This is a genomic window from Streptococcus oricebi (assembly GCF_017883985.1).
GTDB lineage: Bacteria > Bacillota > Bacilli > Lactobacillales > Streptococcaceae > Streptococcus > Streptococcus oricebi.
In genome coordinates this window covers 1-21,605 of sequence record NZ_PRDG01000006.1, presented here as the reverse complement: position 1 = coordinate 21,605, position 21,605 = coordinate 1, and the positions used below count along the sequence as shown (strand labels likewise).

Below are 21,605 nucleotides of genomic sequence, written 5' to 3'. Positions count from 1 at the left end.
CTCCTTTTTCCGCAGAAAAAGGAGTTTTTATAGTTGATTCAAGATAGTCACTGTTTCCCCAAGAGGCTTTTTAACTGATTAACCTTGATGCGGGAAATAGGACACCGATACCTCTCATAAAAAATGATTTCCCTTTTCTTTTTGTCATAGTCCTGAATGTTTTGAATATTAGCTAAAAAAGATTTGTGGGGGAGAAAGAACTTTCCCTTTTCCTTATCTTGGGCCTCAATGTCTTTGATTGTTCCATAAAATTCCTTATAAAAATTTTTGCCAACTATTCTTAGTTTATGTGAACTTCCAGTTGTCTCAATATAAAGAATATCGTTATAGGGCAAACGGACATCGTGACCACCATAGCTATACTCAAAATAATCCAGCATCTTATCATTTTCTAATAGCTGCTCCTTGGTATAAAGGATGCAGTCTTTTAATTTTTCTTTAAAGGTTGTATCATCGCTGTCTTTGCCAATAAAATCCAAAGCTGAGACCTTATACTTAAAAGTCATAGTAGCAAATTCTGAATGAGTGGTAACAAAAACCAAGATAGCATAGGGATTATAGTTCCTGATAAACTGGGCGATTTCCAAGCCTTTTTGCGAATCTCCCTTAATATCTAGATCCAGAAAATACAGTTGATTGATTTGACCAGACTCAATGTAATGCTTAAATTCATTGACCTTTCCTGTGACTCTTACATCTAACTCAATGGCTAGTTCTTGAGCTATCTGACTTAGGGCTCTTTCAATCCGAATCTGGTGTTCCATTAAATCTTCCAAAATTAAAATTTTCATAGACAGTCTCCTCGTCTAAATGTGACTACCTGAGTAAAATACTCTGGTTCAATCGTCGTATCTAAAATAATATCATCATAGTGGGCAATGATTTCTTTCATATTGATGAGACCGATGCCTCTCTTCTCCCCCTTGGTTGAAAAGCCTACCTGGTAGACTTTTTCCAGGTCTAAATCCATCTTTTTCCTCGAATTGCGAACAACAAAGACAACCTCTTTCTCCAATTTTATCAGAGAAATATGGACAGTCTTTTTCAGACTCTCATAAGCCCCCTCAATCGCATTATTCAATAAAATACTTGTGATTCTAATCAAGTCTAGTAGTTCTATGGGTAAACGATCGATATAATCCTTAATCTCAAAAATAAGCTGGAGCTCCTTATCATGGGCTCGAAATAACATTTCTGTCATCAGACTACGCCAGGCAGAATCACCGATATTATTTAAATCAAAATAGCTGTACCTATTGGAACTAAGCTGAATATTGATATTTTCTAAAACTTCCTCATAAATTCGCTTAACTTCGTCAATATCCCCCTTATTGATACTGGATCTCATGCTGGTCAAAATTCCTCCGTAGTCATGTCGAAAACCACGAACCTCACTATAGAGAAAGAAAATTTCATCCGCATACTTTTGCAGCTGCAAGTGTTCCTTTTCTTTTTCCTTTAATTCTCTATCCTTTTCCTGCTTGCGGTGACTGAGTTGTAAATATAATAAGGTAGATAAAAAAATCAAAAAACAAATGGTCGCTAACATACTAGAAAAGCTATTAAAATTTTCGACAGAATTAGTGAAATCCGAAATCTTTAAGGTTACATGAATAGCCAACAAGAGCAAGGAAAGGAAGATGACCCTGTTTTTAGCTAGTTGATCCTTGATGTAGGAAAAATCAAAGGAAAAACTCCTTAGGATTAGCAACATATTTAAGGTTGTTAACAGACTTAAAATCGGGAAAAAGATAAGTAAATTCTGTAAAAAAATTTTATCACTAACGATTGATGAAATCATCACCAGAAAGAAAGTTTCTGAAGTCTTGACAGCCAAGCAAATAAAAATTGCTATAAAAATATTTAAATATTCTTTGTAAACCCTGAAAAACCTGAAATAGAGATAGATAAACAAGGGTTGTGAAAAGGATAAAATAGCATAGAACCAATCATCAACTATTGCTATAATATTGTTCAAGGAAAAGAATAAAAAACAATAGAGGGCAAAACGAAAGTCTATTTTTGCCTTTACCGCCCTACTATAAATGAGAGTGATAGATAGGGCTTGAAGACCAGCAATTAAGATAAATGCTAAAAATAAGAGGAACATAGACCACTCCTTTACTTACGACCAAACTGAGAATTTACCAGATACTTGATGATATCGTCCATTCTAATTGTTCTATACCCATTCCCACCCTTTACTAACCTCAATTCCTTCTTCTTCAAGGTTCTAAATTGATTTAAGTAAGAAAATTTATCCATTCTTTACCTCCTTAAATATTTTTATAAAGCATACTGAAGAATTTGCCTAGTAATATTATACCTAATTTTTCTAAAAAATATTCACTTTTGCTTAATATGTCTATTTTTATGCCTCAAATGTCATTTTTCCAGCAAAAAAGCTAAAAATGAATCTAAATTATTCTTAGATTCATTTTTAGCTTTTTAGATGATCCCAGCAAGATTCGAACTTGCGACCGTTCGCTTAGAAGGCGAATGCTCTATCCAGCTGAGCTATGGGACCTTATATACCCTACTATTTTATCAGAAAGAAGGGGGAGCGTCAAGGACTTACTTATGATAAGGACTGCCCTGCTGAATCATAAAAGCTCGATAAATCTGCTCAATAAGAACCAGCCTCATCAGTTGATGTGGAAGGGTAAGAAGCCCGAAGCTAATCAAAATATTCCCTCTTTCTTTGACCCTCTGATCCAAGCCTAAACTTCCTCCTATTACAAAGGTAAAATCAGAAAAGCCTCTAAGGGTTGCCTCCTCCATCATGCGACTAAAGTCCTCTGACGGAAGCTGCTTTCCCTCAATTGCTAGAACCACAACAAACTCTCCCTTATTTATCTTAGCTAGGATTTTCTCTCCTTCTCTAGCTAAAATTTGTTGATTTTCTAGAAGACTGGCCTTATCAGGTGTCTTTTCATCAGCAACTTCGATTAGTTCAAGTTTTGTAAAGCGGCCTAAACGCTTGCTGTATTCCGCTATACCATCCTTTAGATATTTTTCCTTTAATTTTCCTACAGTTACGATTTTTATTTTCATAGCTATATTCTATCATATTCACAAAGAGTTCACACTTTATCAACAAAGAAAAAATGAAAAAGAAAGTCCAAATCTATCTATTTTCTAATGAAGATTAACATTTTTTATAAGTTTTCCACAAACTGTGGAAAACTTATAAAATTTAAGTTATAATTAAGTTAATCTGCTTATACTTACACCAATTGAAAATACCAGGAGGAAAAAATGAAAAATTCTTCAGATTTATTCAGAAAAATTCTATTATTTGTTCTCATCTTTGTTGTGGGTCTAGTAGGGGGCTCCTTTGGTGCCTTTGCTACCCTAAAATTCTCTCAAATGCAGACCAATTCTAAAAATGGTCTGACTACTACAAAGGTTGCTAATTCTTATAAAAATACAACATCAACAACAGAAGCTGTGGATAAAATAAAAAATGCAGTTGTTTCTGTTATCATTTATTCTGATAAGGCATCTGGTGATACTATCTTTGGTAATGAAGGCTCCTCAGATAGTGGCTCAGAAAATAAGGAAGACCGGATTGCTGGTGAAGGATCTGGTGTTATCTATAAAAAAGAGGGGAAATATGCCTACCTAGTAACCAATACCCACGTTATTCATGGTGCTAGCAGTGTTGATATCCGCTTGGCAGATGGAAGTACTGTCCCAGGAGAAATCGTCGGTTCCGATACCTATTCTGATATTTCAGTGGTTAAAATAAGCTCTGACAAGGTTAAAAGTGTTGCCGACTTCGGTAATTCTGATAAGTTAACTGTAGGAGAAACAGCTATTGCAATCGGTAGTCCTTTGGGATCTGATTACGCAAACTCTGTTACTCAGGGGATTGTTTCTAGTCTTAGTCGGACAGTATCTCTTCAATCAGAAGACGGTCAAGCTGTTTCAACTCAAGCCATCCAAACAGATGCTGCCATTAACCCTGGTAACTCAGGAGGACCATTGGTTAACATTGAAGGACAAGTTATCGGAATCACCTCAAGTAAAATCACCAACAACGGACAAACTTCTGTTGAAGGGATGGGATTTGCTATCCCTTCAAACGATGTTGTCAATATCATCAAGCAGTTAGAAAAAGATGGATCCGTTACCCGACCTGCCCTGGGAATCCAAATGGTTAACCTTAGAAATCTCTCGTCAGCTGATATCGGTCGTCTCAACCTTCCAGATAAGGTTACCAATGGAGTAGTCGTTCGCTCAACACAAGCTGGTATGCCGGCAGAAGGAAAATTAGAAAAGTACGATACCATTACTAAGATCGATGGCAAAGAGGTCGAAACAACTCATGATTTACAATCTGCTCTTTACAATCATGCTATCGGTGATGAAATCAAGGTAACCTATTATCGAGATGGAAAAGAAGCTACAACAACCATCAAATTAACTAAATCAACACAAGATTTAAAATCTGAGAACTAATCTTATTTACAGTTTTGTCAACACACCTTTACAGGAAAGTAAAGGTGTGTTATGCTATAGATGCTATGGAAAATTTTCAATATCTCAAGCTCAAGGATATTCATACCAATCCTTACCAACCCAGAAAAACTTTTTCACAAGAAAAATTACTTGAATTAGCAAATTCTATCAAGGAAAATGGCATTATTCAACCAATCATTGTTCGAAAATCCCCTGTTATTGGGTATGAACTTTTAGCTGGAGAAAGAAGGTATCGCGCTGCCAAATTAGCTGAGTTAGAATCGGTCCCTGCCCTCATTAAGAACCTAACAGATCAAGATATGATGAGACAAGCCATCATTGAGAACCTTCAAAGGGAGGATTTGAATCCCATAGAAGAAGCTGAGTCTTATCAGTCCTTGATTGACAAGGGACTAACCCATGAAGAATTGGCTAAAATTATGGGAAAATCCCGCCCTTACATTAGTAACTTAGTTCGCCTTTTAAACTTGTCCCAAACGCTGATTGAGGCTGTAAAAAAGCAAGATATTTCCCAGGCCCATGCCCGCCTTCTGGTTCCTCTAACAGAACAGAAACAAGTGGAATGGCTGGAAAAAATTACTAAAGAAGATATTTCTGTCAGAGATTTAGAAAAAAAATTATCTGCTAAAAAGCCTGCTAAAAAAAGACAAGAAAAAGAAATTTTTATCAGAGAAGAAGAGGCCAGGTTAAAACAGCAGTTAGGGACAGAAGTGACAATTCAACTCGCTAAAAATCAGGCTGGAAAAATCACTATCTCTTTTGCAGACCCCGAAGAATATCAAAGAATTATTAACAGCTTTAAATAAGGCTGTTATTTTTCTTTTTTGGTCCCACATCTTTTTACACAGGAAGAAGGGGAAGAAACCCTTTAAAATCAGGATATGAAATAATTATTAACAATTTGTGGAAAACTTTCGTAAACAATGTGAATTCTTATTTTCTTTTGTGGAAAACTCCCTCTATTTATGGTAAAATAAGAGAAAATCTATCTAGAAAAGGAGGGAAATATGACGAAAGAAGATACTTTTTGGGCGAGAATTCTAGAATTATCCCAAGAGCAACTCAAACAAACAACTTATGATTTCTTTGTTTCTGAAGCAAGATTAATTAGCGTAGAAAACCAAGAAGCAACCATCCTCCTAGACAGTCCTGTAAAGCAATTATTTTGGGAACAAAACTTAGCTAATATTGTCTTAACTGCTGGCTTTGAAATCTATTATAATCAAATTTCCATCCGCTATATCTTTGAAGAAAGTGAGAATACAAAAAGCTCAAGAGCTAAAACAAGTTCTCCAATTAGCCCTGAAAGTCCCAAGCCAAGTTTGCCCCAGATAGAAACAGGTCTCAAGGCCAAATATACCTTTGATAACTTTGTCCAAGGAGACGGGAATATTTGGGCCAAGGCTGCTGCTCTAGCCGTTTCAGAAAATCTGGCTACAACCTATAATCCGCTGTTTATTTATGGAGGACCAGGTTTAGGAAAAACTCATTTATTAAACGCTATTGGAAATCAAATTTTAGAGCATATTCCAGATGCGCGTGTCAAGTATATACCTGCCGAAACCTTTATTAACGACTTTCTAGAACATCTGCGTTTAGGAGAGATGGATAGTTTTAAAAAGACCTATCGTAGTCTGGACTTGCTCCTGATTGATGATATTCAATCTCTAGGAGGGAAAAAAGTCTCTACTCAGGAAGAATTTTTTAATACTTTTAATGCTCTCCACGGGGACAATAAACAGATTGTTCTAACTAGTGATCGTAGTCCAGACCATTTAGAAAATCTAGAAGAACGTCTGGTTACCCGCTTTAAATGGGGACTGACTCAAAATATTACTCCTCCAGACTTTGAAACCAGGATAGCAATCTTACGAAACAAGATTGAAGGCTTGAATTACTCTTTCTCCAATGATACCTTAGAATATCTAGCTGGCCAATTTGATTCAAATGTGCGAGATTTAGAGGGAGCTTTAAATGATATTAGCTTGATTGCAAATGTCAGAAATCTCAAGGAAATCACCATTGATATTGCTGCTGAAGCCATTCGAGCACGCAAGCAAGATAGCAGCCAGGTTACCGTTATTCCCATTGAGAAAATTCAAAATGAGGTCGGAAAATTTTACGGAGTAAGTACTAAGGAAATGAAGGGCAGTCGGAGGGTACAAAATATTGTTTTAGCTCGACAAGTAGCTATGTATCTGGCCCGGGAACTGACTGACAATAGTCTTCCTAAAATTGGTCGAGAATTCGGTGGCAAGGATCATACAACCGTTATTCACGCGCATAGTAAAATAAAAACCATGCTTGAAACGGATGATAATCTGCGTTTAGAGATAAAGAGTATCAAAAATAAGATTCGCTAATTGTGGATAAGTAAAATTTTATCAGCTTCTTTTTCCACAGTTTGTGAACAAGTATCAATCCTTGGAAAAACATTGTCGGTGAGAGTTTTCCACATCATTCACACAAACTACTATTACTATTAACCTTATAATCATAAATAATTAAAGGAGTTTCCATGATTCATTTTTCAATCAATAAAAACTTATTTTTACAAACCTTGAATGTAACGAAAAGGGCCATTAGTCATAAAAATGCGATTCCAATCTTATCCACTGTTAAAATTACAGTTGAAGAAGAAGGGATTACCCTAATCGGTTCTAATGGTCAAATTTCTATTGAAAATTTCATTTCTATTAAAGATGAAAATGCCGGTCTTTTGGTTAGTTCTTCTGGTTCCATCCTCCTAGAGGCCACTTTCTTTATCAATGTTGTCTCTAGCCTACCAGATATTACTTTAGAATTTAAAGAAATAGAACAAAACCAAATCGTCTTAACAAGTGGTAAATCAGAGATTACCCTAAAAGGAAAAGATGCTGATCAATATCCCCGTATCCAGGAGGTTCCAACCAGCAATCCCCTCATTCTTGAAACTAGTATTCTAAAAAACTTAATCAACCAAACAGCTTTTGCGGCTAGTAGCCAAGAGAGTCGTCCGATTTTGACTGGTGTTCATTTTGTCCTGACAAATCACAAAGAGCTAAAAACAGTGGCTACCGACTCTCATCGGATGAGTCAAAAGAAAATCACCCTGGACAAGAATGGGGATAATTTTGATGTAGTTATTCCTAGCCGTTCTTTAAGAGAATTTAGCTCAGTATTTACAGATGATATAGAAACAGTTGAGATTTTCTTTGCCAACAATCAAATCCTATTTAGAAGTGAAAACATTAACTTCTACACTCGCTTACTAGAAGGATCCTATCCAGATACGGATAGGCTAATTCCAAGTGAATTTACTAATGTAGTCACCTTTAATACCAGTGATTTACGTTTTGCTATGGAGCGTGCTAGACTCTTATCAAATGCGACTCAAAATGGAACGGTGAAGTTAGAAATCGAAAAGGGCTTGGTCAGTGCCCATGTAAATTCACCTGAAGTTGGACGGGTTAATGAAGAAATTGAGACTGAGAGTGTATCTGGTGAAGATTTGACTATCAGTTTCAATCCGACCTACTTGATTGAAGCTTTAAAAGCGATTACTAGTGAGCAAGTAAGGATTAGTTTTATTTCTGCCGTCCGTCCCTTTACCCTTGTACCTGCTGAAGGACAAGAGGGAGAGGACTTTATCCAGTTGATTACTCCAGTGAGAACCAATTAAAATGAAGTATGATTTAGGAAATTTTATTGAGATGAAGAAACCCCATGCCTGTACGATTAAATCGACTGGCAAAAAAGCCAATCGCTGGGAAATTGTACGCATGGGAGCTGATATTAAAATTCGTTGCACCAATTGTGAACATGTTGTGATGATGAGTCGCTATGACTTTGAGAGAAAATTAAAAAAAGTATTAGGAGAAAATTCCTAATACTTTTTACTTATTGCGATTAGAGCTACTTGCTTATTTTTTTGATGTGATTCGAACGCTAAAATTTCAATTATTTGAGCGATTCAAATTTTCCATCCTTAACTTCTTTGAAGTTATTGTTTTCTAATAGTTTTGCACTGGCTTTCATGCTTACTTTTTTAGCATCGGCACCGCCAGAACTAGCAAAGGCTGAATCAACTTCCGCTAATTTTTTGAAATCAACTTTTTCGTAGTCAATTTCAAGGCTCTCTTTAATACCATCTTTCTCATAAGTGATGGATTCCTTAACACCTGCTAAAGTTTGGTATTGTTTTGACTTAGGTTCAACAATAGTTCTAGCACTGGCTTCATCAGTAGCATTGATTCTAGAGTAAGGGATTTGGCTTTCTGTTGTTTGCTTAGTAACTGTATCGCCCTTGTAATAATAAGTCATTCGGATATCAATTTTAGAGCTTTGATCGATCTGTTGGAAATAGCGTACTTGCTCTTTTCCAGAACCACAGGCAGCAAGAACTGTTAGTAGGGTGAGGGTTACAAGTCCTAGTAACCATTTGACAAAATGTTTATTTTTCATCTGTTATTCCTCCTAAGGTAAGGATAATATATTTTGCTTTAAAAAGCAAATATTTTTCAAAAATTACTCGGAAATCAACTACTGACATTTATTGATTTTATGGTATAATAGTTTGAGTTGAAAAGAGGAAAGGAAGAGTTCAATGGCCTTAACAGCAGGAATTGTCGGCTTACCTAATGTCGGCAAATCAACTTTATTTAATGCAATTACTAAAGCAGGAGCAGAAGCAGCTAATTATCCATTTGCTACAATCGATCCCAATGTAGGGCGGGTAGAAGTACCAGACAGTCGTTTGGATAAATTAACCCAGCTAATCAAACCACAAAAGAAAATCCCTACAACCTTTGAGTTTACAGATATAGCAGGGATTGTCAAGGGGGCTTCCAAAGGAGAAGGTTTAGGAAATAAATTTCTAGCTAACATTCGTGAAGTGGATGCCATTGTCCATGTCGTTCGTGCTTTCGACGATGAGAATGTCATGCGTGAACAAGGGCGTGAATCCGATTTTGTTGACCCTATGGCAGATATTGAGACCATCAATCTAGAATTGATTTTAGCTGACCTAGAAAGTATTAACAAGCGCTATGCGCGTGTGGAAAAAATGGCTCGAACCCAAAAGGACAAAGATTCTGTTGCCGAGTTTAATATTTTGCAAAAGATTAAACCTGTTTTAGAAGACGGTCTATCTGCTAGAACGATTGAATTTACAGAAGATGAACAAAAAATCGTTAAGGGCCTCTTTCTTTTAACAGCCAAACCTGTCCTCTATGTCGCTAATGTCAGTGAAGATGAGGTTGCAGATCCTGAAAATATCGATTATGTTAAGCAGATAAGAGATTTTGCAGCAACTGAAAAGGCTGAAGTTGTCGTTATTTCAGCGCGTGCTGAAGAAGAAATTTCAGAGCTCGATGACGAGGATAAGCTTGAATTTTTAGAAGCCATGGGACTAGATGAGTCAGGTGTAGATAAATTGACTAGGGCAGCCTATCATTTATTAGGTCTTGCGACCTACTTCACAGCCGGAGAAAAAGAAGTTCGGGCTTGGACCTTTAAGAGGGGGATGAAGGCCCCACAAGCAGCTGGAATTATCCATTCTGATTTTGAAAAAGGCTTCATACGGGCTGTAACTATGTCTTATGATGATTTAGTTCACTATGGTAGCGAGAAGGCTGTCAAAGAGGCTGGTCGCTTGCGTGAAGAAGGAAAAGAATATTTGGTTCAGGATGGCGACATCATGGAATTCAGGTTTAACGTTTAATTTTAAGGTGAAAAATAAATAAGAGGCAGAGACAAAATTATCGAGTGTCTAAAATATTTTAGTGAAGTGCAAGACCTAGTATCCTTTCAGGTCCTAATGTTGTCTTTTTAGACTCCATATTTTGACACAAACTTTGCTTATTTTATCCGCAAGCTTCAACAGCTCAGTAGGCTGTTGAAGCTTAACAGGCCTCGCGGGGGTGGGACTAGCAACTATTTCATTTCAGGAATCAGTTCTGTCCCACTCCCCTTTTGGCATTTGAAAAGGAGTAGTATGACAAAATTGATTGTTGGATTGGGAAATCCAGGAGACAAATACTTTGAAACCAAGCACAATGTAGGCTTTATGTTGATTGACAAAATATGTAAAGAACTTGACTTAAAGTTTACAGTAGATAAAATCTTTCAGGCGGAAATTGCCTCTGGCTTTTTTAATGGAGAAAAGGTCTATTTTGTCAAACCCTTAACCTTTATGAATGAGAGTGGACGAGCAGTCCAAGCTCTCTTAGCTTACTATGGCTTGGATAAGGAAGATTTACTAGTTATTTACGATGACCTAGATATGGAAGTAGGTAAGATTCGTCTTAGAAAAAAGGGTTCGGCTGGGGGACATAATGGAATCAAATCGATTATCAAACACTTAGATAGTCAGGATTTTCAAAGGATAAAGATTGGGATTGGTCGACCTAAACCAAATCAAACAGTTGTGGCCCATGTTTTAAGTAAATTTACTCAAGAAGATTATATTAAGATTTTGACCAGTCTAGATAAGGTTGACAGGTCTGTAAAGGATTATTTAGAAAAGCAAGATTTTGATAAAATCATGCAGGCCTATAATGGGTAGAATCATGAAGATACTAGATTTATTTAAGCAAAATAAGAAGATTTCGGATTGGAATCAACAGTCTCAAAAATTAGAACGCCAACTGGTTCTAGGTTTATCATCGTCCACTAAGGCCTCTGTTATGGCAACTAGCTTGACAGAAAATGATGGTCCTATTCTCATTTTGACTAGCAGTCAAAATGCCGCAGAAAAATTGGCAAGTGACTTGATTAGTTTGGTCGGTGAGAACAAGGTTTACACATTTTTGGCAGATGACAATCCCCTGGCTGAATTTATCTTTTCTTCTAAAGAAAAAATACAGGCACGTCTGGAGACACTAAATTCTTTACTAGATACTAAAAAGCCCAGTTTTATTGTTAGCAATCTAGCAGCTAGTCGTCTACTCTTACCTAGTCCGGATACTTTTAGGAAACATCAAATCAGATTAGAAGTCTCTAAAGAATACCCGCTTGACAGACTTGTAAATGTGCTAGTTCATGCGGGTTATGAAAAAGTATCTCAGGTTTTGAGTCAGGGAGAGTTCAGTATTCGAGGAGATATTTTGGATATCTATGAAATTGGCCAAGAACTCCCTTATCGAATTGAATTCTTTGCTGATGAAATAGATGGAATCAGGGTTTTTAATCCAGAAAATCAATTATCAGTGGCTAATCTTCAAACAGTTTTAATCAATCCGGCTAGCGATTTACTTTTTACAGAAACCGATTTTCAAAGAGGAATTGGACATTTTCAAAAGTTAATTGACAAGACTGTAAACCCATCTCTAGTCTCCTACCTAGAAGAAATTCTAGCTGCTAGTAGAGAAAATAGCAAGCATTCAGATAGTCGAAAGTTCCTCTCCTTTTTTTATGAGAAGGAACAGACTATCTTAGACTATCTTCCCAAAGGAAGTAAAGTCTTTTTGGATGATTATCAAAAAATTATGGATCAAAATAGTCAATTTGAAATAGAATTGACTAATATCTTGACAGAAGATTTACAAAATAGTAAAGCAATTTCAGGTCAAAATTATTTTGCGGATAGTTTAAAAAAGTATAGAACTTATAAGCCTGCTAGCTTTTTCTCAAATTTTCAAAAAGGTCTGGGAAACTTAAGATTTAACCATATTTTTCAATTTCAACAATATCCCATGCAGGATTTCTTTAGTCAATTTTCGCTTTTAAAAGAGGAAATTTTGCGCTATCATAAAACTGGCTACACCCTTATTTTACAGGCAAGTTCTCCTTCTAATTTACAAAGTTTACAGAAAAATTTAGAGGACTATGCTATCCCACTGGACTATGTGGGAGCAGATTCGATTCATAGTGGAGCTGTGCAAGTCATTGAGGGAAATTTAAGTCAAGGTTTTAACTTTGTTGATGAAAAGATTGTCCTAATCACTGAGTATGAAATTTATCAAAAGAAAGCTAAGCGCCGCCTACGCCGGCAGCATCTTTCAAATGCTGAGCGCCTCAAGGATTACAATGAATTAGAAAAGGGAGATTATGTTGTTCATAATGTCCATGGTATTGGTCGTTATTTGGGGATTGAAACCATTCAGGTATCTGGTTTACACCGAGATTATCTAACCATTCAATATCAAAATGCTGATAAGATTTCGATTCCTGTTGACCAGATAAATCTTCTGTCTAAGTATGTTGCTAGTGATGGTAAGACTCCCAAAATAAATAAATTAAATGATGGACGCTTCCAAAGTACCAAAAATAAGGTCCAACACCAGGTTCAAGATATTGCAGATGATTTAATTCGTCTCTATGCAGAACGCAGTCAGCTTAAAGGTTTTGAGTTTTCTAAAGATGATCAGCACCAGCTGGAATTTGATAACAATTTTCCTTATGTGGAAACAGAGGACCAGCTAAGAAGTATCCAGGAAGTCAAAAGGGATATGGAGAGTAGTCAACCTATGGACAGGCTTCTGGTCGGTGATGTGGGCTTTGGTAAGACAGAGGTAGCGATGAGGGCTGCTTTTAAGGCTGTAAAAGACCATAAGCAGGTAGCAATTTTAGTACCGACGACTGTTCTAGCCCAACAACACTTTACAAATTTTCAAGCAAGATTTAGTAATTTTGCTGTTAATATTGATGTTTTGAGCCGCTTTAGAAGTAAGTCAGAGCAAAATGAAATTCTAAAAAAGGTCAAAAAAGGTCAAATTGATATCATTATTGGCACCCATCGTCTCCTGTCTAAAGATATTGAATTTGCTGATTTGGGTTTGATTGTCATTGATGAAGAACAAAGGTTCGGTGTCAAGCATAAGGAGAAGTTAAAAGAATTAAAAACCAAGGTTGATGTCTTAACCTTGACAGCAACCCCTATTCCTCGGACCCTGCACATGTCTATGTTGGGCATCAGAGATTTATCGGTTATTGAAACTCCTCCGACCAATCGTTATCCAGTCCAGACTTATGTTTTAGAAAATAATGATTCTGTCATTAGAGATGCAATTTTGAGAGAAATGGAACGTGATGGGCAGGTTTACTACCTTTACAATAAGGTTGACACCATAGAACAGAAAGTAGCAGAACTAAGAGAGCTTGTGCCAGAGGCTTCTATTGGCTATGTTCATGGTCAAATGAGTGAGGTTCGGTTAGAAAATACTCTGCTAGATTTTATTGATCAGACTTATGATGTCCTGGTAACTACAACCATTATTGAAACTGGAGTTGACATCCCTAATGCTAACACCCTTTTTATTGAAAATGCGGATTATATGGGCTTATCTACCCTTTATCAACTGAGAGGCCGAGTGGGCCGAAGTAATAGGATTGCCTATGCTTACCTCATGTATCGACCAGATAAATCCCTAACAGAAGTATCAGAAAAACGCTTAGAGGCAATTAAGGGATTTACAGAGCTAGGTTCAGGATTTAAAATCGCTATGCGGGATTTATCGATTCGAGGAGCAGGTGACATTCTAGGAAGCTCACAATCCGGTTTCATTGACTCGGTTGGTTTTGAAATGTATTCTCAACTTTTAGAAGAAGCGATAGCCCAAAAGCAAGGAAGGAAACAAGTTAGGAAAAAAGGGAATGTGGAAATTCTTCTGCAGATTGATGCCTACCTACCGTCTACTTATATTGCAGATGAAAGGCAAAAAATCGAAATTTATAAGCGAATTCGTGAGATTGACAGTCGTGTAAACTATCAGGACCTACAAGATGAACTGATTGATCGTTTTGGTGAGTATCCAGATTCTGTGGCCTATCTCTTAGAAATTGGCCTGCTAAAATCTTTTATGGATCAAGCCTTTGCTGAAACTATTGAAAGAAAAGGTAATCTAACAAGGGTTCGTTTTGAAAAGGCCTCTCAACAAATCTTTTTAACTCAAGATTATTTCGAGGCCCTATCAAGTACAGAATTGAAGGCTCGAATTGGAGAGGAAAATCAGCAATTGATCCTTGTCTTTGATGTAAAGAATAAAAAAGATTATCAGATTCTAGAAGCTTTGATTCAATTTGCTGATAAGCTAGTTGAAATAAAAAAGAGAAAACAAGACTAAAGTTTACAATTATGTAAAGTTTCACTTTTTATGCTATATTTTACAAGAAAAGTGGTAGAATATTAAACAGAAAATGAGGTAGAAGATGAGATTAGATAAGTATTTAAAGGTTTCCAGGATTATTAAAAGGAGGCCAGTGGCCAAAGAAGTGGCTGACAAGGGTCGGATTAAGGTCAATGGAATTTTGGCCAAAAGTTCAACTGACTTAAAGTTGGGCGATCAGATTGAAATAAGATTTGGCAATAAACTCTTGACAGTAAGAGTATTGGAAATGAAGGATAGCACCAAAAAAGAAGATGCTATTAAGATGTATGAAATCATTAGTGAAACAAGGATAGAAGCGGATGCCTAAAAATATTGTCCAATTAAATAACCAGTATATTCAAGATGAAAATCAGCGTCGTCGTTATTTAGAGGAAGAAAGACGAAAGAAAAATCGGTTTATGGGCTGGGTTTTGATTTTAGTCATTCTTTTGTTTATTCTCCCTACTTATAATCTGGTTCAGACCTATCAGACGCTTCTAGAGCGTCGTCAACAACTGACCCAGTTGCAGGAGAAGTATGATCAGTTAAGTAAGGCTAAAAATGATGAGAAAGATTTGGCCGAAAAATTGAAGAATGACGACTATGCAGCCAAGTATGCACGCGCCAAGTATTTTTACTCCAAAGAAGGGGAATATATCTATAATATCCCTGATTTATTACCACAATAGCTATGGAAAATTTAATTGAAACTGTTGCTGAATTTCTAGAGTTTTCTGATGAAAAACTAGCTCAACTATCTGAAAAAAATCAAGCCTTGAAATTACAAAAAAATCAAAAGGAAAGGAAGGAAGATGCGTAAATTTTTATGTCTGTTATTGTTGCCAGCTTTTCTTAGTGCAAATCCGATTATCAGTACAGAACAGGATTTTAAACTAACTGAAGAACAAAAGTACCAACTAACCAATACGGATTATAGTAATTTTTATAATGCACTTCCTACCAATCCTAATGCCAAGGAAATTGTGAGCGTTTTTGCAACTGCTAAGTTAGATAAGGTAGTGGGCCAGATTAAACCAGATACTCCGATAAAAATTAAGGAGCTTCAAATCAATGAAGATGGAATTCCAGTTTTTAAATTAAACAACAATCAGTTTCTTGTTGCCGATAAAAGGTGGATTTATGATGATCAAGTTTTAACTGTTGAGAATGTTGAAAAAATCATGTGGATTAAGCCAGACTTTAGTCTTTATGAACAAGCTTATGTCAATGGGGTTAAAAAAATCACTAGCAACCTCTCTCCTTATACTCCTGTAAAAATCAGTCAAATTAGCCAAACTTCTAGCAATAAATATGCCAAGGTTGATGGCAAGGGCTGGATTTCCTTAGATGACTTATCTGAAAGTGATAATCGGATAGAGAAGGTTCAGGATTTATTGAAGAGCCGTTACCAGAAGGCAAACTATTCTATCTACATCAAGCAAATCAATACTGGTAAGACGGCAGAAATCAATGCCGATAATCAGATGTATGCTGCTAGCATTGCCAAACTTCCTATTCTTTACTATGCTCAAGAGCAATTAAATCAAGGAAATTATCAGCTATCCTCTAGTTTGAAATATATCCCTGAGGTCAATGATTATGCTGGTGCCTATGATACCGAGGGCAGTGGAAGTTTAGCCAAGGAATCTGACAACAAATCCTATGGTATTCAAGACCTAATCAATCGCATTGCCAAGGAATCTGACAATGCTGCCACTAATATTTTAGGGTATTATGTCACCAATAAATCCGATAAAAAATACCAGGAAACGATTGAGAAAATTGCTGGTAAGAAATGGGATGTGGAAGAAAGAAATGCTTCAGCTAGAATGGCTGGGAATATGATGGAAGCCATCTATAAGCAAAAGGGAGCAGTCCTTGAAGCCCTATCCCAGACCAACTTTGACAATCAACGAATTCCCAAGGATCTTACTGTAAAAGTAGCCCATAAGATTGGGGATGCCTATGATTTTAAACATGATGTGGCCCTAGTTTATACAGATTCTCCCTTTATCATCTCGATTTTTACAAATCACTCAGACTATGAAACCATTTCACAGATTGCCAATGATGTTTATGGAGTTCTGAAATGATTGAAGAACAATGTTTAAAACACTGGCAAAAAGAGAACTATTTCAAGGAGCATAAAAGAGTCTTGGTCGCTGTTTCGGGCGGTTTAGACTCCATGTTTTTGCTACATTTACTCTACCGCTATCGGAAGGAGTTGGACCTGCAAATCTTTATCGCCCATGTCAATCATAAACAGAGGCCCGAATCGGATCAAGAAGAGGAGGCTTTAAAAAAACTGGCTGCTGACTGGAATCTGCAAATTTTCACTGTTCATTATTCGGGAAAATTTTCGGAAAAGGCAGCTCGAGATTTTAGGTATGATTTTTTTAAAAAGATGATGATGAAAGAGTCTTGTACGGCCTTAGTTACAGCCCATCATGCTGATGATCAGGCAGAGACGATTTTTATGAGAATTTTGAGAGGGACTAGGCTTAGATACTTGTCTGCTATCAAGGATAGACAAGACTTTGGTCCAGGCGAATTGATTCGCCCCCTACTAGTCTTTCGTAAGGCTGATTTTCCTAATCTGCCCCACTTTGAAGATTCGTCAAATCAGGAAAATCTTTATTTAAGGAATCGAGTTAGAAATCAATATCTACCAGTTTTACAAGAGGAAAATCCGCAATTTCAGCAGGCCTTAATTGATTTGGCTGGGGAGGTAGACCAGCTCCATCAAGCCTTGGACCAGTTAACAAGGGATATCAGAATAACTGACTTAGCTACATTTAAAAAGCAAGATAAAGCTGTTCAGACCTATCTACTCCAAGGCTATTTAACTCAATTTTCTGATTTGCAAATAAGTAAGGCTCAATTTTTAGAAATTCTAGAAATTTTAAGGACCAAGGCCAATTATCGTCATCATCTAAAGGGACCTTATGAATTAGTAAAAGATTATAATAGTTTTCAGATTAGAAAAATCAGTCCCCAGCCCGATTTAAGAAGGGACAGTATTCTGTTAAAATTTGACAGTACTCTTAACTTTGAGGGTTACCGTTTTTCTTTTGGACCAGCTTTATTAGGAGAAAATGTCCAAGTCTTGCAGCTAGCAGATAGGAGCGATTTACTACTTCGTCACAGACAGGCAGGAGATAAAATCTTATTACAAGGCCATCATCGAAAACTCCGCCGCTTTTTTATTGACAAAAAAATCTCTCAAAAAGATAGACAGGATGCTATTGTCGTTGAACAAAATAAAAAAGTAGTAGCAATTGTTGAAATGGCTGTCAGTGATTTGAGTAAGCCTTTAAAAAGTGATATAATAAAAAGTAATCTTTATATTCAAAAAATAGATAGGTAAAAATATGTTAGAGCAAGATATTAAAAAAGTACTGATTTCACATGAGGAAATTGTCGCAGCCGCTCAAAAACTAGGAGCTACATTAACAGAGGACTATCAGGGAAAAAATCCTATCTTAGTCGGTGTCTTAAAGGGATCTGTTCCTTTTATGGCAGAGTTAATCAAGCATATTGATACGCATATTGAAATGGACTTTATGGTTGTTTCTAGCTACCATGGAGGAACAACTAGCAGTGGTGTAATCAAGATTATGAAGGATTTGGATCAGGACATTAAGGACCGCCATATTCTCTTTATTGAAGATATCATTGATACTGGTCAAACCTTGAAGAACTTGCGTGATTTATTTAAAGAAAGACAGGCTGCTTCTGTCAAAATTGCTACACTTGTTGACAAGCCAGAAGGACGTCTAGTTGAGATTGAAGCAGACTATACTTGTTTTGAAGTTCCTAATGAATTTTTAGTAGGTTATGGTCTTGATTATGAGGAGCATTATCGCAATCTTCCTTATATCGGTGTTTTAAAAGAAGAAGTGTATAAAAATTAAAGGGTTACTATAATTAAATGAAAAATAAACAGAACAATGGTTTTATAAAAAATCCATTTCTTTATCTATTGATGATTGTCGCTTTAGTGACAGGTTTCCAGTATTTTTTTGCTGGAGATGCCGCTGGACGTAGCCAATCTATTAACTATACAGAATTGGTAAAAGAACTAAATGATGATAACGTAGAAGAGCTAAGCTACCAACCGAACGGAAATGTAATTGAAGTTTCAGGAACCTATAAAAAAGCTCGAAAAATGAAGGACACGACAGGAATTCAATTTTTCACTCCTGCATCTACAAGCGTCAATAAGTTTACTAGTATCATTCTTCCGGCTGATTCCACTATTGCTGACCTACAAAAAATGGCAGCAGACAAGGGAACTAAAATCAGTGTCAAACGCGAAAGTTCAAGCGGTGTTTGGATTACCGTCCTCACCTCTGTAGTTCCTTTTGTTATTCTGATGTTCTTCCTTTTTTCTATGATGAATCAAGGAGGGGGCGGTGGTGCTCGTGGTGCCATGAACTTTGGCCGCAATAAGGCGCGTGCTACCAATAAAGAGGATATAAAAGTTCGATTCTCAGATGTTGCAGGAGCAGAGGAAGAGAAGCAAGAACTGGTAGAAGTTGTTGAGTTTTTAAAGGATCCTAAACGCTATACAAAATTAGGAGCGCGAATTCCAGCAGGTGTTCTTTTGGAAGGCCCTCCAGGTACTGGTAAAACCTTGCTAGCAAAGGCAGTCGCTGGTGAAGCAGGTGTCCCTTTCTTTAGTATTTCAGGTTCAGACTTTGTTGAGATGTTCGTCGGTGTCGGTGCTAGTCGGGTCCGCTCTTTATTTGAGGATGCAAAAAAATCTGCACCAGCCATCATCTTTATTGATGAAATCGATGCTGTTGGGCGTCAACGTGGTGTCGGCCTTGGTGGTGGAAATGATGAGCGGGAGCAAACCCTCAATCAGCTCTTGATTGAGATGGATGGTTTTGAAGGAAACGAAGGAATCATTGTTATTGCTGCCACAAACCGCAGCGATGTTTTGGACCCTGCCCTTCTTCGTCCGGGACGTTTTGACCGTAAAGTTTTGGTCGGTCGTCCAGATGTTAAAGGACGGGAAGCGATTCTTAGGGTGCACGCCAAAAATAAGCCTTTGGCTAAAGATGTTGATTTAAAACTGGTGGCCCAACAAACTCCTGGTTTTGTCGGAGCTGATTTAGAAAATGTACTAAACGAAGCGGCTCTGGTGGCAGCTCGCCGGAATAAGAAAATCATTGACGCAACTGATATTGATGAAGCAGAAGACCGTGTTATCGCTGGGCCTTCCAAGAAAGATAAGACTGTTTCAGAGCGTGACCGTCAAATTGTTGCCTATCATGAGGCTGGACACACTATTGTCGGTTTGGTCTTGTCAAATGCGCGAGTTGTCCATAAGGTAACCATTGTTCCACGTGGTCGGGCAGGTGGCTACATGATTGCCCTCCCTAAAGAAGATCAAATGCTTCTTTCAAAAGAGGATATGAAGGAACAGTTGGCAGGTCTAATGGGTGGTCGAGTGGCTGAGGAAATTATCTTTAATGTCCAAACGACAGGTGCTTCAAACGACTTTGAACAAGCAACTCAAATGGCACGGAGCATGGTAACGGAGTACGGAATGAGTGAAAAACTTGGACCTGTTCAATACGAAGGAAATCATGCCATGACACCGGGAGCTTACAGTCCGCAAAAAGCAATTTCTGAGCAGACAGCTTATGAAATTGATGAAGAAGTTCGTGGTCTCTTAAATGAAGCACGTAACAAAGCGGCTGACATTATCCAGGCTAATCGTGAAACCCACAAATTGATTGCAGAAGCGCTCTTGAAATATGAAACCCTTGATAGCCATCAAATTAAGTCTCTTTACGAAACAGGTAAGATGCCGACGGATAGCGAGGATGACAACCAGGAAGCCCACGCTCTTTCTTACGACGAAGTAAAGTCAAAGATGGAAGATGAAAAAGATAAGAATTAATTCTTTAAACTTTTGTATTTCAGTGCTTAGAAGAACATAACCGAGTACAGTTTTATAGGAAAAGAGGCTGGGACTAGGAAGAATCCTTTTCAAGGACTAATCCTAGCTCCCTCCCTTTTGCTTATATAATGATTTTTTTACTTCAGTGGATAGATTTATATTGACAAAGTTTATTAAGTTGGTATAATGGACTATGTGCTTGATAAAATGGTCCGTTGGTCAAGGGGTTAAGACACCGCCTTTTCACGGCGGTAACACGGGTTCGAATCCCGTACGGACTATCTATTATTTCACTTAAAGCTGCTTTTCCTTAACTTGAGGAAGGCAGTTTTTCTTTACCTATAAATATTTATATACTGTTCAGGCAGAAAAAATGACATTTCAGGATTTTTCTCCCTATTTTCTTTTTAGTATTTTATAATGATAGTAAGAAAGCAAGGAGGAAAGGTCTATGGATTTTAAAGAAGTATATGCTAAGGTCAGATGTATTGTTTTGAAAGCTTATAAGGATTACTACCTTCATTTGTGGGAGCTTGGAGATTGGGAACAAGAAGGGATGATGGTTTTATATCAATTGATAGGTCATCATCCAGAATTATTGCAGGATGATTCAAAATTATACCGTTATTATAAGACCAAGTTTCGTAATCACATTCATGATTTAATTAGAAAACAAGAAAGCCAAAAACGCCGACTAAATAGACAGCCTTATGAAGAAGTAAGTGAAATCGGCCATAAGTTAGCTATAAAAGAACTGTATCTGGATGAGTTAGTTTTACTAAGGAGTGCTCTAGCAGACTATAAAGCGAGTTTATCGGCAGAGAAACAGGAATTATACGAACGTCTACTAGCTAATGAGCGATTCAATGGCCGGCAAGCCCTGCTAAATGATTTGAAATCAAAATTGGCAGATTTCAATCCTCGGGACTCTTGAGTCTTTATATAGTTGAGTAAAAGAAAAAAACTGGATATTAAATTGTTAAAAGAGGAAATCTTGAAAAGCAAACTGGGCCAGAATACAATTAAAAGAAAGACTTCTTCAAAAAAAGTAAAAAAAGGTTCTAAAAAGTATTGACAAGGCATTAAGTAGGTGATATACTGATATAGTTGTCTCAAGGGGACAAGGACCATTGAAAACT

General features: G+C 37.1%; 21 protein-coding genes and 2 tRNA genes. 17 read left to right on the top strand and 6 right to left on the bottom strand.

The genetic code is table 11. The annotated features are described in order from the left end of the window. Nucleotides 1–47: 47 nt before the first annotated feature. The 5 genes from comE to rlmH all read right to left on the bottom strand — a co-directional run bounded on the left by comE (nucleotide 48) and on the right by rlmH (nucleotide 3,054). Complete coding sequence (gene comE, locus C4K46_RS09240) at nucleotides 48–791, bottom strand: competence system response regulator transcription factor ComE (RefSeq protein ID WP_209628811.1); 744 nt, start codon at nucleotides 789–791, stop codon at nucleotides 48–50. Beyond that, nucleotides 788–1,801 (bottom strand): GHKL domain-containing protein, encoded by a 1,014-nt coding sequence (locus C4K46_RS09235; protein ID WP_245335196.1) that lies wholly within the window; start codon nucleotides 1,799–1,801, stop codon nucleotides 788–790. Before C4K46_RS09235 ends, comE begins: the two co-directional genes overlap by 4 nt. Before the next feature lie 320 nt (nucleotides 1,802–2,121). Then, on the bottom strand, nucleotides 2,122–2,265 hold the full coding sequence (locus C4K46_RS10735) for a ComC/BlpC family leader-containing pheromone/bacteriocin (RefSeq protein ID WP_209628808.1): 144 nt from the start codon (nucleotides 2,263–2,265) through the stop codon (nucleotides 2,122–2,124). 188 nt (nucleotides 2,266–2,453) lie between these two features. Next, a tRNA-Arg gene (locus tag C4K46_RS09225) sits at nucleotides 2,454–2,527 on the bottom strand. Between the two features lie 47 nt (nucleotides 2,528–2,574). Further along, on the bottom strand, nucleotides 2,575–3,054 hold the full coding sequence (gene rlmH / locus C4K46_RS09220) for a 23S rRNA (pseudouridine(1915)-N(3))-methyltransferase RlmH (RefSeq protein WP_209628806.1): 480 nt from the start codon (nucleotides 3,052–3,054) through the stop codon (nucleotides 2,575–2,577). Between the two features lie 204 nt (nucleotides 3,055–3,258). Here rlmH and htrA point away from each other — a divergent pair, with 204 nt between their 5' ends. From htrA to C4K46_RS09195, 5 genes are all read left to right on the top strand, one after another. Next, nucleotides 3,259–4,464, top strand: a complete 1,206-nt coding sequence (gene htrA / locus C4K46_RS09215) for a serine protease HtrA (RefSeq protein WP_209628804.1) — start codon at nucleotides 3,259–3,261, stop codon at nucleotides 4,462–4,464. Nucleotides 4,465–4,529: 65 nt separating this feature from the next. After that, nucleotides 4,530–5,291: a ParB/RepB/Spo0J family partition protein gene (locus tag C4K46_RS09210; protein ID WP_209629069.1), complete on the top strand. Its 762-nt coding sequence runs from the start codon at nucleotides 4,530–4,532 to the stop codon at nucleotides 5,289–5,291. A 201-nt stretch (nucleotides 5,292–5,492) separates the two neighbouring features. Then, complete coding sequence (gene dnaA, locus C4K46_RS09205) at nucleotides 5,493–6,848, top strand: chromosomal replication initiator protein DnaA (RefSeq protein WP_209628802.1); 1,356 nt, start codon at nucleotides 5,493–5,495, stop codon at nucleotides 6,846–6,848. A 155-nt stretch (nucleotides 6,849–7,003) separates the two neighbouring features. Beyond that, a complete protein-coding gene (gene dnaN / locus C4K46_RS09200) occupies nucleotides 7,004–8,146 on the top strand; it encodes a DNA polymerase III subunit beta (protein ID WP_209628800.1) in 1,143 nt (380 codons plus the stop codon). Nucleotide 8,147: 1 nt separating this feature from the next. After that, nucleotides 8,148–8,354 (top strand): DUF951 domain-containing protein, encoded by a 207-nt coding sequence (locus C4K46_RS09195; protein ID WP_209628799.1) that lies wholly within the window; start codon nucleotides 8,148–8,150, stop codon nucleotides 8,352–8,354. A gap of 70 nt (nucleotides 8,355–8,424) precedes the next feature. Here the strand turns inward: C4K46_RS09195 and C4K46_RS09190 are convergent, their stop codons facing one another. Then, nucleotides 8,425–8,928: a DUF1307 domain-containing protein gene (locus tag C4K46_RS09190; protein ID WP_209628797.1), complete on the bottom strand. Its 504-nt coding sequence runs from the start codon at nucleotides 8,926–8,928 to the stop codon at nucleotides 8,425–8,427. Nucleotides 8,929–9,070: 142 nt separating this feature from the next. Here C4K46_RS09190 and ychF point away from each other — a divergent pair, with 142 nt between their 5' ends. From ychF to C4K46_RS09135, 12 genes are all read left to right on the top strand, one after another. Beyond that, nucleotides 9,071–10,186 carry a redox-regulated ATPase YchF gene (ychF, locus tag C4K46_RS09185; RefSeq protein ID WP_209628795.1) on the top strand — a complete coding sequence of 372 codons (1,116 nt, stop codon included), beginning with the start codon at nucleotides 9,071–9,073 and terminating at the stop codon, nucleotides 10,184–10,186. A 273-nt stretch (nucleotides 10,187–10,459) separates the two neighbouring features. Beyond that, entirely contained in the window at nucleotides 10,460–11,029 is a 570-nt protein-coding gene (pth, locus tag C4K46_RS09180; protein ID WP_209628788.1) for an aminoacyl-tRNA hydrolase, read from the top strand. Further along, complete coding sequence (mfd, locus tag C4K46_RS09175) at nucleotides 11,022–14,528, top strand: transcription-repair coupling factor (RefSeq protein WP_209628786.1); 3,507 nt, start codon at nucleotides 11,022–11,024, stop codon at nucleotides 14,526–14,528. The genes pth and mfd overlap by 8 nt, the downstream gene beginning before the upstream one ends. 85 nt (nucleotides 14,529–14,613) lie before the next feature. Next, a complete protein-coding gene (locus tag C4K46_RS09170; RefSeq protein WP_209628784.1) occupies nucleotides 14,614–14,880 on the top strand; it encodes an RNA-binding S4 domain-containing protein in 267 nt (88 codons plus the stop codon). Then, a complete protein-coding gene (locus tag C4K46_RS09165; RefSeq protein ID WP_209628782.1) occupies nucleotides 14,873–15,241 on the top strand; it encodes a septum formation initiator family protein in 369 nt (122 codons plus the stop codon). Before C4K46_RS09170 ends, C4K46_RS09165 begins: the two co-directional genes overlap by 8 nt. 2 nt (nucleotides 15,242–15,243) lie before the next feature. Further along, complete coding sequence (locus C4K46_RS10625; protein WP_275946382.1) at nucleotides 15,244–15,372, top strand: SP_0009 family protein; 129 nt, start codon at nucleotides 15,244–15,246, stop codon at nucleotides 15,370–15,372. Further along, complete coding sequence (locus C4K46_RS09160) at nucleotides 15,365–16,645, top strand: serine hydrolase (protein WP_209628780.1); 1,281 nt, start codon at nucleotides 15,365–15,367, stop codon at nucleotides 16,643–16,645. The genes C4K46_RS10625 and C4K46_RS09160 overlap by 8 nt, the downstream gene beginning before the upstream one ends. Beyond that, a complete protein-coding gene (gene tilS, locus C4K46_RS09155) occupies nucleotides 16,642–17,919 on the top strand; it encodes a tRNA lysidine(34) synthetase TilS (RefSeq protein ID WP_209628778.1) in 1,278 nt (425 codons plus the stop codon). The genes C4K46_RS09160 and tilS overlap by 4 nt, the downstream gene beginning before the upstream one ends. 4 nt (nucleotides 17,920–17,923) lie before the next feature. Next, the gene (gene hpt, locus C4K46_RS09150) at nucleotides 17,924–18,466 is read left to right on the top strand and encodes a hypoxanthine phosphoribosyltransferase (RefSeq protein ID WP_209628776.1); all 543 of its coding nucleotides are present in this window, start codon (nucleotides 17,924–17,926) and stop codon (nucleotides 18,464–18,466) included. Nucleotides 18,467–18,483: 17 nt separating this feature from the next. Continuing rightward, on the top strand, nucleotides 18,484–20,466 hold the full coding sequence (gene ftsH / locus C4K46_RS09145) for an ATP-dependent zinc metalloprotease FtsH (protein ID WP_209628774.1): 1,983 nt from the start codon (nucleotides 18,484–18,486) through the stop codon (nucleotides 20,464–20,466). Between the two features lie 209 nt (nucleotides 20,467–20,675). Next, nucleotides 20,676–20,747: transfer RNA gene (locus C4K46_RS09140), tRNA-Glu, on the top strand. 170 nt (nucleotides 20,748–20,917) lie between these two features. Next, the gene (locus tag C4K46_RS09135) at nucleotides 20,918–21,400 is read left to right on the top strand and encodes a sigma-70 family RNA polymerase sigma factor (RefSeq protein WP_209628772.1); all 483 of its coding nucleotides are present in this window, start codon (nucleotides 20,918–20,920) and stop codon (nucleotides 21,398–21,400) included. Nucleotides 21,401–21,605: the final 205 nt, after the last annotated feature.